Annotated in this window: 11 protein-coding genes; 6 read left to right on the forward strand and 5 right to left on the reverse strand. The window is 64.1% G+C overall.

Annotation, left to right across the window (positions count from 1 at the left end; translation table 11 throughout):
• The first annotated feature begins 48 nt into the window (after positions 1-48).
• The 4 genes from HPY44_06835 (at position 49) to HPY44_06850 (ending at position 3576) form a co-directional block, all read left to right on the forward strand.
• Positions 49-1314, forward strand: a complete 1266-nt coding sequence (locus HPY44_06835) for an FAD-dependent oxidoreductase (GenBank protein ID NSW55706.1) — start codon at positions 49-51, stop codon at positions 1312-1314.
• An 11-nt stretch (positions 1315-1325) separates the two neighbouring features.
• Positions 1326-2051, forward strand: a complete 726-nt coding sequence (locus tag HPY44_06840; GenBank protein ID NSW55707.1) for a type II secretion system protein — start codon at positions 1326-1328, stop codon at positions 2049-2051.
• Between the two features lie 19 nt (positions 2052-2070).
• Entirely contained in the window at positions 2071-2655 is a 585-nt protein-coding gene (gene pdxT / locus HPY44_06845) for a pyridoxal 5'-phosphate synthase glutaminase subunit PdxT (protein NSW55708.1), read from the forward strand.
• A gap of 174 nt (positions 2656-2829) precedes the next feature.
• The gene (locus tag HPY44_06850; protein ID NSW55709.1) at positions 2830-3576 is read left to right on the forward strand and encodes an NTP transferase domain-containing protein; all 747 of its coding nucleotides are present in this window, start codon (positions 2830-2832) and stop codon (positions 3574-3576) included.
• Positions 3577-3728: 152 nt separating this feature from the next.
• Here HPY44_06850 and HPY44_06855 read toward each other — a convergent pair whose 3' ends face one another.
• From HPY44_06855 to gyrB, 3 genes are all read right to left on the reverse strand, one after another.
• Positions 3729-5975, reverse strand: a complete 2247-nt coding sequence (locus tag HPY44_06855) for a vitamin B12-dependent ribonucleotide reductase (GenBank protein NSW55710.1) — start codon at positions 5973-5975, stop codon at positions 3729-3731.
• Between the two features lie 344 nt (positions 5976-6319).
• Complete coding sequence (gyrA, locus tag HPY44_06860; protein ID NSW55711.1) at positions 6320-8818, reverse strand: DNA gyrase subunit A; 2499 nt, start codon at positions 8816-8818, stop codon at positions 6320-6322.
• A gap of 252 nt (positions 8819-9070) precedes the next feature.
• The gene (gene gyrB / locus HPY44_06865; GenBank protein ID NSW55712.1) at positions 9071-11032 is read right to left on the reverse strand and encodes a DNA topoisomerase (ATP-hydrolyzing) subunit B; all 1962 of its coding nucleotides are present in this window, start codon (positions 11030-11032) and stop codon (positions 9071-9073) included.
• Positions 11033-11461: 429 nt separating this feature from the next.
• On the opposite strand from gyrB, the gene mutY reads away from it, so the two are divergent.
• Positions 11462-12586, forward strand: coding sequence for an A/G-specific adenine glycosylase (gene mutY, locus HPY44_06870; protein ID NSW55713.1), 1125 nt, complete (start codon positions 11462-11464; stop codon positions 12584-12586).
• Positions 12587-12780: 194 nt separating this feature from the next.
• Here the strand turns inward: mutY and HPY44_06875 are convergent, their stop codons facing one another.
• Both HPY44_06875 and HPY44_06880 read right to left on the reverse strand, forming a co-directional pair.
• Complete coding sequence (locus HPY44_06875) at positions 12781-13737, reverse strand: peptidylprolyl isomerase (GenBank protein NSW55714.1); 957 nt, start codon at positions 13735-13737, stop codon at positions 12781-12783.
• 25 nt (positions 13738-13762) lie between these two features.
• Entirely contained in the window at positions 13763-13939 is a 177-nt protein-coding gene (locus HPY44_06880; GenBank protein NSW55715.1) for a hypothetical protein, read from the reverse strand.
• 1072 nt (positions 13940-15011) lie between these two features.
• On the opposite strand from HPY44_06880, the gene HPY44_06885 reads away from it, so the two are divergent.
• Positions 15012-16706 carry a hypothetical protein gene (locus HPY44_06885; protein NSW55716.1) on the forward strand — a complete coding sequence of 565 codons (1695 nt, stop codon included), beginning with the start codon at positions 15012-15014 and terminating at the stop codon, positions 16704-16706.

Below are 16706 nucleotides of genomic sequence, written 5' to 3' on the forward strand. Positions count from 1 at the left end.
GGAGCTTTTCGCATGCCCCACAGATACGACCGAGGAAGGAGCCGCGAGATGGCTCAGCATGTGACCCTTCCCGCCGTTGATGTGCCCGTGGTCGAAGAAGTGGATGTCCTCGTGTGCGGTGGTGGACCGGCGGGGACTGCCGCCGCATACGCCGCCGCGAAACTCGGGGCGCGGACCCTGCTCGTAGAGCGTTACAACTGCCTGGGCGGCCTCGCGACCGGCGGCCTCGTTCTCGTCATCCCGCGATTCCGTGATTCCGGACGACAGATCATCGGCGGCATCGGCCTCGAGTTCCGCGATCGCCTGCTCCACGAGGGCGAGGCGGTGATGCGCAGCTCTGAGGAGAGCTCCTGGTACTTCGACCCCGAGGGCATGAAGTCTGTCTCCGTGGACCTCTTGCGTGAAGCCAGGGCTGAGATCCTCCTGCACAGCTGGTGCTCCGACGTGGTCATGCAGGATGGGAAGATCGACGCGGTGGTTGCCGTCTCCAAGGCGGGCAAGCAGGCTTTCCGAGCCAAGATGCTCGTAGACACCACGGGCGATCTCGATCTCGGCCATGCCGCCGGCGCGGAGTTCGAGAAGTCGGACTTCGGCATCGGCGTCTGCTTCCGTCTCGGCGGAGTCGATGTCCCGAAATGGCAGCAGGCCCGTCGTGAGGACGCCCAGCGGATCTCCGAACTGCACGAGCGTATCCGTGTCGCCGGCGGCTGGGAGGGCTTCCTGGGGTTGAGTCCCATGGCCTGCGAGAAGACCCAGGCGGGGGTTGTCTGGGGCAATAACCAGGTGGTCACTACCGGCGACGCGCTGGACCCGTGGGAACTCACGCGCATCGAGATGAAAGGACGCGACGCTACGCGCACTGCGGTGAAGATGCTGCGCGAGGAGATGCCGGGCTTTGAGCACTGCTGGCTCATTGACATCGCACCACAGATCGGGGTGCGCTACAGCCGCCGGCTTATGGGCAGTTACGTGATCACCGGCAAGGACGCTGCGGAGTACGACTTCCGGCATCCTGACTCGGTGGCGCGGGGCAATGACTTCCGCAAGGAGGGTATCGCCTTCGACATCCCGCGGCAATCGCTGGTGAGCCGCAATGTGCCGAACCTTCTCTCTGCGGGGCGCAGCCTGTCCTGCGATCACGAGGCGCAGGAGCCGATGCGCGAGATCCATGTCTGCTGGACTTCCGGGCAGGGCGCGGGGGTTGTGGCGGCGCTCGCGGCCGACCGGAACATGAACCCGGCGGAAGTGCCGATAGAAGACATTCGCAAGGAGCTTATCAGACAGGGCGCAGTCGTCGGCGGGCCCGAACAATAGGGGAAGACACTGTGAGCCGCACGGGAACAGGTTTCACATTGACGGAGCTCCTGGTGGTGCTGGCGATCATCAGCCTTCTGGTGTCGCTGCTGATTCCCGTGGTCTCGAGGGCGCGCAACTTGGCGCAGAGGACCACCTGCATGTCCAATCTGCGGCAGATCGGCACCGCTTTCGCGATGTATATGACGGACTATGACGACTGTTTTCCTAACGCCGACGACCCGGCCCTGTGGATGGGCAGGCGCTGGCGCTGGCCGCTGGCTACCTACCTGTACCAGGGACTGCGCCGCGATCCGGCAGCGCCCAACGACCCGAACCGCTCGGTGAAAGTCAGCGCCAACATTCTCGTCTGTCCCAGCGATCCGCTGGCGCCGGAGCGATGGGATCATACATCGTACGCATACAGTGCAGCGTTCTATCACACACCCGCCCAGGTGAATGTGATGACGACCACCGACCTGTACGGCCCGGGCAGTCCTCCATGCGTGACCCAGTCTCTTGCGGGCGTGGTGTTTCCGGCTCAGAAGGTGCTGGTGGCCGAATGGCTGGCTCCCCATTCGCAGGTGATGGACGGGTGGTGGCAGTGGGACGGGGCGCGCAATTATCTCTTCGTCGATGGACACGCGAAATACCTGGCTGCGTCTTCCCTGCGACCCGCTGTGACGGGTCTTCCCGACCCGAATCTGACAAGAGACGGGATTGCCGGTTTCGATGTATACGCCGGGCCCACTCCGTGACAAGGAGATGCTGAAACGGATGAAGTTCCGCGTGGGAGTACTATCCCTCCAGGGGGATTTCCGCGAGCACGTGGCCGCCATGTCCGAACTTGACTGCGACGCGGCCGCGGTGAAGACGGTGCAAGACGTGCTGGCCTGCGACGGCCTGATCATACCGGGCGGCGAGAGCACCACCATTGGCAAGCTGTGCGACCGCTTCGGCGTGGGCGACGCGATCCGCGAACTCCACGCCCAGGGCAAGCCGATCTGGGGCACCTGCGCCGGCGCAATCCTTCTGGCAAAGGAGATCGTCGGGAGCGACCAGTGGCGCCTGGGCCTGATGGACATCGAGGTCGCCCGGAACGCCTTCGGGCGGCAAGTGGACAGTTTCGAGACGGACCTGGAATGCGCGGAGATCCACGGCGGGCCGGTGCGCGCCGTCTTCATCCGCGCCCCGTATATCACCCGCGTGTTCGGGGATACGCGGGTCATGTCCACCTTCCGCGACCGCATCGTGATGGCGCGGCAGGGAACCCTGCTGGCCTCTGCCTTTCACCCGGAGTTGACTTCAGACCGACGGGTGCAGCAGTATTTTCTGGACATGGTGTCCCAGGCCCGCGGGTGAGGTTCTCGCCGGCCGGTGGGGGACCGGCATCCGAGTTCGCGCCGTTACGGACGCTTGGTGCCTGTACCCACTGACCGAGCTGGGCACAGGCACCCGTGTCGACCGCAAGCGGTCGCTGCGGGATGCCGGTCCCCGGCTCGAGCGTCCGTCGTCTCCCGAGGGAGGTCGTGACCCATGAAGGGCATCATCATCGTCGGAGGGCTGGGCAGCCGTCTGCGACCCATGACGCGGGTGACCAACAAGCACCTGCTCCCCGTCTGGCGATTCCCCATGGTCTACTACCCGCTGCACTCGCTCGTGGATGCGGGCGTGCGCGATATTCTCATCGTCACCGGAGGCAACAGTCCCGGCGATTTCCTTGAGCTTCTGCACGACGGCAGCGACTTCGGCCTGCGACAGTTGTATTTCGCCTACCAGGCCCAGCCGCGCGGCATCGCCGACGCGCTGCGCTGCGCCGAGCATTTCGTGGGCGGTGATTCCTGCATTCTCATGCTGGGCGACAACATTCTCAACGGCAGTATTCGCCCCCACGTGGAGCGCTTCCAGGAGCAGGGCGCGGGCATGCGCATTCTGCTCAAGCAGGTACCCGACCCACAACGTTTCGGGGTCCCGGAACTGGACGCGCAGGGCAATATCGTGCGGGTGATCGAGAAACCCCAGAGCCCGCCCTCCCCGTATGCCGTCATCGGCGTCTACATGATGGACGCGCAGGTGTGGGAGATTCTCCCAACCCTCGAGCTGTCGGAACGCAACCAGTACGAGATCACCGACGTGCAGAATGAGTACCTGCGGCGGGGGCAGTTGCGGTACGATGTGATCGAATGCGACTGGTCAGACGCAGGAACCCCCGAGAGCCTCTACCGGGCGACGCAGCTGGCCCACGATAGCGACTTTCAACCCCCTGCGGAGCTGGCGGAGTAGAAGGCCGATTGTGAGACGGGCCTCGTGACGCGCTTTTTCTTGAGCACGGCCTGTCGAAACGCTGCAGCCCACCGGCACACCTGGTATGAAAAGGGCCGCCTCCAATTCCACCTGGAGGCGGCCCTTTGCTTTGGCAGTATCTTCGCGCCGCGTCAATCACATTGCGAATATCCGCAGTCGTGGCACAGGATGCAGCCGGATTCGTGGTACAGCGGCCCGCCGCATTCCGGACATGCGCCGAGATGCCCGAAGCTGTCGCCATTGAAGTCGATGGAAAGCTGGCCGCCGTCTGGGCGGATGCACCGCTCGAGAGCCTTCCCGAAAGCATCCGCACACGACAGGATCTTCCCTCCTCCAGGCAGCCAGGCGGGCATGTGGCAACTGATCCCCTTCAGCTGCTGGACCACGTGCTCGGGCTTGATCCCCGAGCGCAATGCCAGTGAGATGAGGCGAGCGACGGCCTCGGTCTGGCTCGCCGCGCAGCCGCCGGCCTTGCCCATGTTGCCGAAGACCTCGAAGGGCCCAGCCTCGTCTTCGTTGATGGTGATATACAGTTTCCCGCAGCCGGTAACCATTGCGCGGGTTGTACCGGTGATCAGGTCTGGACGAGCGCGGGGTTCGGTGATGGGCGATGCAGCTGGTGCATGAGCCTTCTCGGTTGCCCCGGTGCTGAGCACCTGGTTCTCCCGGCACCCGTCGCGGTAGATGGTGACCCCCTTGCAGCCCAGGTCGTAAGCCAGATTGTAGACCTCGGCCACCTGTTCGCGGGTGGCGTCGTGCGGGAAGTTCACGGTCTTGCTGACCGCATTATCCGTGTACAGCTGGAAGGCCGCCTGGATGCGCACGTGCCACTCCGGCGTCACATCGTGGGCGGTGACGAACACCTTGCGCACGTCTGGCGGCACTGCAGCGATGTCCGCCAGCGAACCGCGCGCCGCAATCTCCCGCACCAGTTCCGGCGTGTAGAAGCCCCGATCCTTGGCCACTTGCTCGAACAGTGGACTCACTTCCACCAGTTCGTCACCGTCGAGGACGCGCCGGGTGAAGGCCACGGCGAACAGAGGCTCGCAACCGCTGGAGCAACCGGCAATCATGCTGATGGTGCCGGTGGGCGCAATGGTTGTTGTGGTGGCGTTGCGCTGCTTGCGGGGACTGCCGCTGTTGAAAACGCTCTGGTCCCAGTTGGGGAAGACCCCGCGCTCTTCGGCCAATTGCTCGGATGCCGCCCGGGCTTCGTCGCGTACGAACTTCATCACCGACTGGGCCACATCCACAGCTTTCTCGGTGTTGTACGGCACACCCATCTGGATGAGCAAGTCGGCGAAGCCCATGATGCCCAGGCCGATCTTGCGGTTCGCCCGGGTCCGCTCCGCGATGAGTTCCAGCGGGAAGCTGTTCATGTCGATGACATTGTCCAGGAACCGCACGGCGGTGTGCACCGCAGAACGGAGCCGTTCCCAGTCAATCTCCGCGGACAGCACCGGCCCCTTCGTCATCAGGCCAAGATTGATGGAACCGAGATTGCAGGACTCATACGGCAGGAGGGGCTGCTCGCCGCAGGGGTTGGTGCTCTCAATCTCGCCCACGGCAGGGGTGGGGTTCGCTGCGTTCATCCGGTCCAGGAAGATGATCCCCGGCTCGCCGGTTTCCCAGGCGCAGTCCACGATGAGATCGAAGATCTCCCGGGCACGCACACTCTCCACTGCCTCGCCGTTGCGAGGGTTGATGAGTTCGTACGTTCCGTCGATTCGGACCTTGCGCATGAACTCTTCGGTCAGGCCCACGGAGATGTTGAAATTCGTGAGCTTGGTCAGGTCGTTCTTGACCTGGATGAACTCGCGGATGTCCGGGTGATCCACGCGGAGCACGGCCATGTTCGCACCGCGCCGGGTGCCGCCCTGTTTGATGGCCTCCGTGGCGGCATCGAAGACCTGCATGAAGGACAGCGGACCACTGGAGACGCCCTTGGTAGAACTGACGATGTCATCCTTCGGCCGCAGGCGGGAGAAGGAGAAGCCGGTGCCGCCGCCGCTCTTGTGGATGAGCGCGGTGTTCTTCACGGTCTCGAAGATGCTCTCCATGGAATCTTCCACGGGGAGCACGAAGCAGGCGGAGAGCTGCTGGAACTCGCGCCCGGCATTCATGAGTGTGGGGCTGTTGGGCATGAACTCCCGGCGCAGCATGATCCCGAGGAACTCTGCGGCGCGTTCATCCACTTCCGCCGGGCTGGCGCCATAGTGGGCGTCGGCCTGCGCGATGTTCCCGGCGACGCGGCGGAACATGTCCATCGGAGTCTCCACGGCCTTCCCGTGCTCATCGCGCTTGAGATAGCGGCGCTCGAGAACCGTGATGGCGTTCTCCGACAATTCGATACGTGTTCCGTCGGTGTCCGAGACCATCGCCAACCTCCCTGAGTGGACCAGCCGATGAGCCGAGGAAAGAGGGATGAGTCCGCTCGCCGGGGTGATTCCTGGGTCCCTGCGGGGTGTGCCGGGACTGCAGAGCGCCAGCCTGTCAGGGCTGACGCTCTGTGTAGCTTTGGCGGGCCCATCCTGTACAGGGCTTTACTATAAACCCCGGCAAAGGCACCGTCAACCGACTTCTGGCGGCTTTTGTGTGAGATTATTGAGCTCCAAAGACGCAATTGAATGGTTTTCGCCTAAGTCTATGCAGAGCTCTAACTGTTCTCAGGCAATCCTCATTTGCACATTTGGCGCCCGAATCCCGGAATGGGTTTCGCGGCTCAGCTTCCCGCAATGTCTGCCGGGCTTTCGGCCGCGTAGCGCACCACCTTGGCGACCGCGCTGACCACGGCGCCTTCGGTGGGAGAGACCACTTTCACGCCCTGGGCATTGCGCCCCGTCTGGCGGATTTCCTCTACCGGCACCCGGATCAGCACCCCTGCCGAAGTGATGCACATGACCTCGTCGTCCGGCTCCACCACCTGCACTCCAACGACCGGGCCCGTCTTCTCCGTGACGTTCAGAGTGATAACCCCCTGAGTTGCGCGGCCCTTGGCGGGGTACTCAGACAGGGGGGTGCGCTTGCCAAGGCCTTTTTCGCTGACCACGAGAAGGTCGCGCGGGTCGTCCTTGTCCACAACGGCGGTGGCCACGATGGCATCCCCTGGACGCAGCGTGATGGCATTGACCCCGGCTGCATTGCGGCCCATGGGGCGCACGTGGCGCTCGTCGAACCGCACGCACTTGCCGTCGCGGGTGGAGATCATAATGTCCTTGTTGCCGTCAGACCACATGACCCAGTTGAGCCGATCTTCATCGCGCAAGTTGATGGCGATGAGACCCCGCGCGCGCAGATTCGTGTCATATTCCGCGAGCGCGGTCTTCTTCACGAGCCCGCCGGCGGTGACCATCACGAGGTACCCACCGATGTCGAAACTCTCGATGGGGATCATCGCGGTGATGACTTCGCTCTGCTCGATGGGCACGAGATTGATGATCGGCGTGCCCCGCGAGGTGCGGCTCGCCATGGGCACCTGGTAAGCCTTGAGCTGGTGCACCGTGCCCCGATCCGTGAAACAGAGCATGGTGTGGTGGGTGGTGGCCACGAACAGGTCGCGGACCGTGTCCTCCTCCTTCTTGTTGAGCGCCACGATCCCCTTGCCACCGCGCTTCTGCAGGCGATATGTGTCTACCGGAAGCCTCTTGATATACCCGTCGCGCGTGATGGTGATCGTCATGTCCTCCTGCGCGATCAGGTCCTCCATGCTGATGTCTTCGGCCTCGCCGGGGATAATTCGCGTGCGGCGGTCGTCGCCGAACTCGCGCTTCACCCGCCGCAGCTCGTCCTTGATGACCTCCGACTTCTTCTCCTCAGAGCCCAGGATCTCGTTGTACCGGGTGATGGCCTCCTGAAGCTCCGACATCTCCTTCTCGAGTTCAATGCGGCTCAGCCGCGTGAGCTGGCCCAGCTGCATGGCGAGAATGCTCTCTGCCTGGCGTTCGGAGAACCCGAACTCCTGCATGAGATTGTGCCGGGCGGCGGTGCGGTTGTCGCTGGCGCGGACAATGGCGATGATCTGATCAAGGACATCCAGAGCTTTCAGAAGGCCCTCGACAATGTGCGCCCTGTCCTCGGCCTCCTTGAGCAGGAACCGGGTGCGTCGCGTGACCACTTCGCGCCGGTGCGCCAGGAAGAGCTTGATGCAGTCCTTGATGCTCAGCAGACGCGGCACGACGGCCTGGCTGCCTGCAACCGGCACCAGCGCCATCATGTTCACGGCGAAGTTCGTCCGCAACTGTGAGCGCTTATACAGGTTGTTCAGCACCACATTGGGGTTGGCGTCGCGCTTGAGTTCGATCACGATCCGCATACCCTTGCGGTCGCTCTCGTCGCGCAAGTCTGAGATCCCCTGGACCTTATTCTCTTCCGCGAGCGCCGCGATCTGCATGAGCAGTGCGGCCTTCGACACCTGGTAGGGCAGTTCGGTGACGATGATCGCCGTGCGGTTGCGGTCCAGCGGCTCGATGACCGCGCGGGCCTGCATGACTACCGAGCCCCGCCCGGTCTCATAGTAGCTGCGGATGCCCTTGGTGCCGAGGATGAAACCCCTCGACGGGAAATCCGGCCCCGGCATGAGCTTCATCAGATCATGGGTGCTAAGGTCCGGATTGTCCAGCACGGCGATGCACGCATCCACGGCTTCCGACACATTATGGGGCGCCATATTCGTGGCATACGCCGGGACAATCCCCTGCGAACCATTGCACAACAGGTTCGGGAACATCGACGGCAGAACCACGGGTTCCTGGTTCCGCTCGTCATAGGTGGGCTGGAAGTCCACGGTGTCCTTGTCGAGGTCTTCCAGCATGTTCATGGCGACGCCGGAAAGGCGCGCTTCAGTATAACGCGGCGCTCCGGCGGGGTCGCCATCCACCGACCCGAAATTGCCCATGGGGTCAATCTGAGGATAGCGTTGACTGAAGTCCTGGGCCATGCGCACGAGGGTGTCGTAGATCGACGCGTCGCCATGCGGGTGGTAGGTCTTCATCGTTTCCCCGACGATAGCGGCGCACTTGGAGTGTGGCCTGTCGGGGGTGAGGTTCTCGTCGCGCATGGCGACGAGAATTCTGCGCTGTGAGGGCTTGAGACCATCGCGCACGTCCGGCAGCCCACGGGCCATGATGGTGCTCATGGCGAACTGCATGTAGGACTGGGACATTTCCTGTTGCAGCGAAATGGGCTCAATCTGACCGATCTGATCGTTCTCGTTGTCAGGCATCTATGTTCTCCTGCGAATGACGGCGGTTACGGGGTGTCTCTGTCGCGCCGTTGGCGCTCTTGGCTCTCTTGGCGATCCTCTCTGTAGAGGGGTTTACGCCCTTGGAACCGACGCGCCTTTCTCGCCCCCGATCCCCGAAGAGGCGTCCGACTGGACGACGCTGAGCGCCGGAATACGCGGCCGGTGCCAAGCCTCCGAAGGGGCGGCAGAACTCCTCTCCCGCCGATCAGAAACCAAGACCCGTAGCACCCCTCACGCCCACAGGTCTAGATTCTCGACTTCCTTTGCGTGCTCTACGATGTAGTTCCGCCGGCTGATTACATTGTCGCCCATGAGGATCGAGACGATCTTGTCCGCCTCCTCCGCCTCGTCCAGAGACACCCGACGCATGATCCGTTTGTCCGGCGCCATTGTGGTCTCCGCAAGGTCCTCCGGAGCCATCTCTGACAGACCTTTGAAGCGGTTCACAATCGCCCTCCGGCGGCCCAGGCGGTCCAGCAGCGCCTCCAGTTCCTTGTCGTGCAGGGCGTAATACGTGTCACGACCGGCCTTCACCCGGAACAACGGCGGCTGGGCCACATACACATGCCCATGGCGGATGAGCGGCTCCATGTAGCGGAAGAAGAAGGTCAGGATCAGGGTGCGGATGTGCGAGCCGTCCACGTCCGCGTCGGCCATGACGATAATGCGGTGATAGCGCAGCTTGCTCAGGTCGAACTTGCTGGAGGCCTCCTCGTCGCCATTACCGTTGCCGTCGCCGTTGGTTGAGACGTTGATCCCCGTCCCCAGCGCCGTAATCATCGCCCGGATTTCGGCATTGTCCAGAATCTTGTCCAGCCGGTAGCGCTCCACGTTGAGGATCACGCCGCGCAAGGGCAGGATCGCCTGGAACTTGCTGTCCCGGGCCTGCTTCGCATTGCCGCCGGCGGAGTCTCCCTCAACCAGGAACAGCTCGCACTCCTCCGGGTTGCGGCTGGAACAGTCCGCGAGCTTCCCGGGGAGGCCGCCGGAAGACAGCGCCGTCTTACGCGTAGCCTCGGCGGCGCGCCGGGCGGCGTCATTGGCACGGGCGGCGGTGAGCGCCTTCATCACGATGCGCTTGGCGACGGCGGGGTTTTCCTCCAGCGCCTCTGTCAGCTTCTCATAGGTGATGGAGTTGGCGATGCCCTCCACTTCGCTATTGCCCAGCTTCGCCTTGGTCTGCCCCTCGAACTGCGGGTGCAGGATCTTCACACTGATGACGCAGGCAAGGCCCTCGCGCACCTCATCGCCCGTGAGATTGCGCTCCTTCTCCTTGCGCAGGCCGGACGCGAAGGCGTAGTTGTTCACCACGCGAGTGAGAGCGGTCTTGAAGCCGGAGAGGTGAGTGCCACCCTCGACGGTGTGGATGGCGTTTGCGTAGGAGATGATGTTCTCGTGGATTCCGTCATTGTACTGCAGGGCAACGCCGACCTCCACATTGTCCCGTTCCTGGCAGAAGCAGATGGGCTTGTGGAGCGTCTCCTTGCCCTCGTTCAGGTACTCGACGTATGCCGCGAGGCCGCCCTTGTGATGGAATACTTCCTCGCGCTCCCTGCCGGGGCGCAAGTCCGTGAGGATGATGCGCACCCCGGCGTTCAGGAAGGACAATTCGCGCAGCCGCTTGGCGACGGTATCGAAGTCGAACTCCACCGTCTCGAAGATTTCATGGTCGGGCATGAAGCGCGTGCGGGTGCCGTGGGAGCCCTTGCGGGCCTTGCCGTTCTCACGCATATCGCCCTGGGGCACTCCGCGGTGATAGCGCTGGTAGTAGAGATTGCCGTCGCGGGTAACCTCCACCTCGCACCATTCGGACAGAGCGTTTGTGCAGGACACACCCACGCCATGCAAGCCGCCGGAGACTTTGTACGCGCTGCCGTCGAACTTCCCTCCGGCGTGGAGGGTGGTCATGATGACTTCGAGGGCGGGACGCTTCTCGGTGGGGTGCATGTCCACGGGGATGCCGCGGCCATTGTCCTCGACCTCGGCCGAACCGTCCTCCAGGAGACGCACGTGGATCGTGTCGCAGACGCCGACGAACACCTCGTCGATGCTGTTGTCCACGACCTCATACAGGATGTGGTGCAGGCCGCGGGGTCCCGTGGAGCCGATGTACATTGCCGGGCGTCGACGCACGGCTTCGAGACCTTTCAAAACGCGGATTTGTGCGGCATCGTAAGCCTGTTGTTCGGCCATCAGGCAGCTCTCCTTAGGCGGACTCGCGGGGCGCACAAAGCGACAGACAGCGCCACCGGCCGGGGTTGGGTCGGTGGAACCGGCAATCCGCGGAGCACACGGTGGCTCCGGGTGATGTGTGTATGGTGGGAAGATCTCAAGGGAGAATGGTGGCAAGGCCAAGGAACAACCGGGGGTCCGAAAGGGCTTTGGGAACCGCCGGCGCCAGCCATCTCTGCTATGTGTGGAGGGGCCGCGCTGGAGCCCTCACGACGGCTCCCTTCACGCCTCTCCAAGCGATGATTATTGCTGTATTCAGGCGGGTTTTCCGCCGACCAACAGGATACCAGAATCGGCCTGAATCGTCAAGGAGTCCGGGCCCTCTGGACGGGATTTCCCGAGAAAGCTAAAATGCCCGAAATGCCCCGGAAAACGGCTTCTACGCGAAAATTGGCCGCACCCGCCCCTGCCCTGCCGGCGACCTGTGAAGCCCGTACGGACTCCCTTCGTGAAGCGCTGCTAGAATGGTTCAAAACACACCGTCGAGAGATGCCGTGGCGGGGCTCTCACGACCCCTACGCGATCTGGGTTTCGGAGATCATGCTGCAGCAGACCCAGGTGGCGACGGTCACCCCTTATTACCTGCGATTCATGGAGCGCTTCCCAACGGTCGAGGCGCTCGCACAGGCGCCGGAGCAGGACGTGCTCGCGCATTGGGCAGGCTTGGGTTACTACTCCCGGGCGCGGAACCTCCAGGCTGCCGCGCGCAGAATTGTCGCTGAGCATGGAAGCCAGTTCCCGCGGGACTTCGCAGTGGTGAGGTCATTGCCCGGCATCGGCGATTACACCGCCGGGGCGATCTTGAGCATCGCCTTCGGCGAACCCGTCCCCGCAGTCGACGGCAATGTGGAGCGTGTCTTGTGCCGGGCGCTGGTGATTGAGGGCGACCCGAAGAAGAGGCCGGCGCGAGACCAGATACGCGCAGCGGCGGCAGCCATGGCTCGATGCGCATGCCCGGGTGACCTCAACCAGGCGCTCATGGAACTCGGCGCCACGGTCTGTAGCCCGAGAAACCCCGGCTGCGACGGCTGTCCCTGGGAGACGCTTTGCGCTGCAAGGGCATCCGGCCGGCAGGAAGAGCTGCCCCAGATGCCCCCACGCGCAGCGATGGTGAAATGCGCCAACGCGGCCGCCATCATCCAGCAGAATGGCCGAGTGCTCATGGCACAGCGGCCCGTGGGCGTTGTCTGGGCGGGCCTGTGGGAGTTTCCACAGGTCGAGGACGTCGGGCAGGACGGCGCCGAGGCGCTGGCCCGGCATGTGCACGAGAGGCTGGGGCTTGAGGTGACGGTCCGCGAACCCGTATTCAGGGTTCGGCACGGCGTGATGAACAGGGCGATTGTGCTGTCCGTGTATGAGTGCGGGATCGTGTCGGGTGAATTACGCCCGGTCGGTTATTCCGACGCGCGCTGGGTGAAGTTGGACGACATTGGGGAGTACCCGGCGAGTTCGCCCCATAAGAAGATCGCGGTGAGGCTCATGGATCGGAAGGGGAGGCTGGACTTCTCGCCTTGAGGCGCAGCGCTGACCGGGACGGTCGGCCGACGCGGTCTGTGCCTTGGTCGCGTGGACGCCCCGGGTTGAAACCCGTGGCTAGAGGCCTGCGGCCGGGCGTCCTGCCGGACGCGTAGGTCGAGCGTCCCGCTCGACTCCAATAAATCCACCGACCAGGACGGTCGGCCGACGCGGGACAGCTCCCCGGTCTCCCCTTACTCCAAAGGATCCATCACCCGCGCCTTCATGAACTTCTGCACCGCTACATCGGCGTATGGCGACCGCCGCAGGATCACCGCCCGGTTGATCTTGTCCCCGACCCTGATGGCGTCCACCACTTCCATGCCCTCGATGCAATGCCCGAAGACCGTGTGTATTCCGTCCAGGTGTCGGCAGGGCACATGACAGATGAAGAACTGGCTGCCGCCCGTATTCGGTTCCGATGTCTTGGCCATGGACAGACTTCCCCGGAAGTGGCGCAGGCCCCGGTCAGCCTCATCCGGGATGGTATATCCGGGGCCGCCGCAGCCATTGCCCAGCGGGTCGCCGCCCTGGATCATGAAATCCGCAATGACCCGGTGGAAGGTGAGGCCGTCGTAATACCCGTGGCTCACGAGGTCCAGGAAATTGCCCACCGCAACCGGGGTCTTCTGGTCGAACAGGTCCAGGTAGATCTTTCCGCGGTCGGTGTCGAGCCGCACCACGGAACCGGTTGCCCGGTCGATGATGCGCTGCTCCGCCTCGGCGAGAAGCCGGATGACTACCCGCCGCGTTCCAATCTGCCACGTGACCGATTCGGCGCTGTCCTCGACTGCCTGCACCTCACGGCCCGCGAGCGCCAGCAGTTCTCGCGCCGGCGCCTGGAGCCTGTCTCCGATGTACGCAGGCGCGACAGGCAGCTCGGTCTTCCGGCTCTGGCCGTCAGGCGCGCGGAACTCCACCGCGGTCTCGCCGATGGTGAGCGTCATTGCTCCCGCCGCGTCGGTGAGGGTGATAGCGTCACTGGCCACATCCCACGTGACCGCGAAGCCCAATGGCTTGAACAGGTCGCCCACGGGCGCCAGCACACAGCTTTCGGCCCGGAAGCCCGTGAGTTCCAGGGGGGCATCCTGCGCGGCGGCCATGACCGGCGCCAGCGCGATGAGAATAATCGCCAGAATACCGCGTTTCACTGCCCGCTTCCCTCTCAACTCAGAATCACTGCCCCGCGCTCTCGGGGATTAGCAGAATATAGCCCAGATTGGCCCGGCGTTCCAGCGTGGACAGCCGCAAGCGATGAACCCCCGCGGATAGCCTCAGCGAGATGGGCTGCCCGGTTTCATCCAGGAAGGATAACACTTTCCACTCCGCGGGAGTTGCCCCGCGCTGAAGCATGGGGCTGTGGGCCTTCGGCCGTCCGTCCCCCGGACGAGGAGGCAGGTCGGGTGTCGTCGGAGGCCCCGCGCTGAAGCACGGGGCTGGGGGCCTTCGGCCGTCCGTCCTCCGGACGAGGAGGCAGGTCGGGTGTCGCGAGATGCCCCGCGTTGAAGCACGGGGCTGTGGGTCATGGGCCGTCCGTTCTCCGGACGAGAAGGCAGGTCGGGTGTCGTCGGAGGCCCCGCGCTGAAGCACGGGGCTGGGGGCCTTCGGCCGTCCGTCCCCCGGACGAGGAGGCAGGTCGGGTGTCGCGAGATGCCCCGCGCTGAAGCACGGAGCTGTGGGTCTTCGGCCGTCCGTCCCCCGGACGAGGAGGCAGGTCGGGTGTCGCGAGATGCCCCGCGTTGAAGCACGGGGCTGTGGGCCTTCGGCCGTCCGTCCCCCGGACGAGGAGGCAGGTCGGGTGTCGCGAGATGCCCCGCGCTGAAGCACGGGGCTGGGGGTCAGGGGCCGTCCGTTCTCCGGACGAGGAGGCAGGTCGGGTGTCGCGAGATGCCCCGCGTTGAAGCACGGGGCTGTGGGTCAGGGGCCGTCCTCCGCCAGGGGCACCGGGTTCGGGGGATGCGTGCCGGTTGAGGCCGAATTCGCGTTCCGCGCGCCCTTCGCCCTGAGTCATCACCCCACAGCCCGCGGAGCGGGCGGCAGCCTATAGCCACGGGTGGAGTGGAGCGAAGCGGAACGGAACCCGTGGACTCGGCCTACCCCGGATCGCGTGAGCCCCCGAAGGGAGCGGCAGAGATGATGAGCGTGGCGAGTGGCTGTGCGTTCGCCGTTCAGAGGCTGCGGGCCGCGTCGCAGGCTGTGAGGTGAAGGCAGCCCACTTTCCGCAGCCCGGCGGGCCTGAAAAAGGAGACCGTACCCCGACGCGACCGAGCCCACCTGGTTCCGGGGAAGGCACCCGTCCTCCCCCCGGAACGTTTGAGGGCCCCACGGCGTTTTGGTATACTGGAGCATATCGACCCGGCTTCACATTCCGTGGGCCGGGGTTTTTCGGTTGCCTACCATTCTACGAACCGGAGCAGCAAGGGGAATGAGACTGACTTCAGCATTGCTCTGGGCGGGCTTCCTCCTGCTTGTCCAATCGGGCGCCATGGTTGCCGATGCGGCGGACACGAAGAAGAAATCCAATCCGGCGGAGGAGGAGCCAATCACTCTCACGCTGGATGGCGACCGTGTCACCTACAGCGCGGACAGGAAGCGCGCTACCGTGTCCGGCAATGCCCGCATCTGGGTGCGCATGCCCAACTTCGGCGAAGGCGCCACTCTCGTTGAGGCAGACGAGATCATCGCCGACCTCGAGAAGGGAACCATACAGGTTCCGGGGCAGGCGCGTCTGCTTGTGGGGCCCGCGCTCATGGTCGGGCGTGACCTGGCCATTAATGCCCCGGCAAGGGAGTTTTCGCTCAAGGACACCGAGGGTTACGGCGCCATCCCGCCGATTGAGGGTTCACGCTACACGGAGCCCGGCAGGGTGTACTTCAAGGGCAAGGGCGTGGTGAAGCAGGGCGACATCACTAATATCCTTCACGCCCGGATGACCACCTGCCCCAAGGATAATCCAGACTTCGCAATCCTCGCAAAACGCATCAAATACGATCCGGCGAACGGAAGGGTCATCATCTACGGGGCGAAGCTGAGGCTGTACGGCGTCACCATCCCGCTTGTGCCCTGGATCCGCACGGGCATCGGCGGCGGTGGAACAGGCGAGCCGTACACGCTGGGCATGCCCGGCTACAACAGTCTGGACGGGATCAACGTGCCCTTCGCCGTGCGCATGACTCCCGTGGGCGAGGCCTACAACGCGGCGATCGTGGGGAGCCTGACCGCAAAATCCGGCATCATCGGCCGCGCCTTCGTAGAACACGAGCGCGGACCGTGGGACTTCGACTTCGGTGTCGCAAGGCGTCTGAGAATGGTGGACGACGTGACCGATGCCATCGCCGTGGACCAGTTTCCCGAAGTCGGGGCGACGTACTGGTTCACGCCCCGCAAGGGCTGCGACAATGAGCTGAAACTCGATCTCGAGGCCGGCTACTACCGGGAGCGCCTCGAGCGCCGGGACGACATTCGGGTCAACCGCCCGCGCGTGGATGCCTGGCGCAGCCATGCGACGCTGACCTACACCGCGAACGCCTGCAATTACCAGAACCGCGAGGGCGACTGGTACGGAGCGGCGGCGCGCATCAGCAATTACTCTACCGACGAGACCTACACGGATCTCGAAGCATTCGCGGGACTGGGTGGGCCGATCACCGACAATCTGCGGGGCGATGTGACACTCCGGCACCATTTCATTGGCGGCACCACGCCTTTCCTGTTCGACGACGTAGATATTCAGACCGAGCTTGCTACGGGCCTTGAGTGGGATGTGGATGACCGCTGGAAACTGGACGGGTGGACGCGCTACGACCTGGACGAGGGCGACATGAAGGACTATCAGGTGGGCGTCTCCTATCGCGCCGGGTGTCTCACGTGGGGGCTGTACTACCGGGACGTGAACAACGGCATCGGCCTGCGGGTCGACCTGACCGGGATCACCGGGGGCACCGCACCCCTGGGCCGGCGCTCCCGGCTGGAGAAGCAGATGGAGGCCAGGGGCCTGAGCGTGACGCCGATGGCCTCGAGGCCTGGCGGCAAGCTCAAGATCGACGGTGACAAATACGCGCCCGCAACTGCTGCACCGCCGCAGCCCCAGGCCCCCGCGGAACCAAAGGAGACACAGTAA

This window comes from Armatimonadota bacterium, from assembly GCA_013314775.1.
Lineage (GTDB): Bacteria > Armatimonadota > Zipacnadia > Zipacnadales > JABUFB01 > JABUFB01.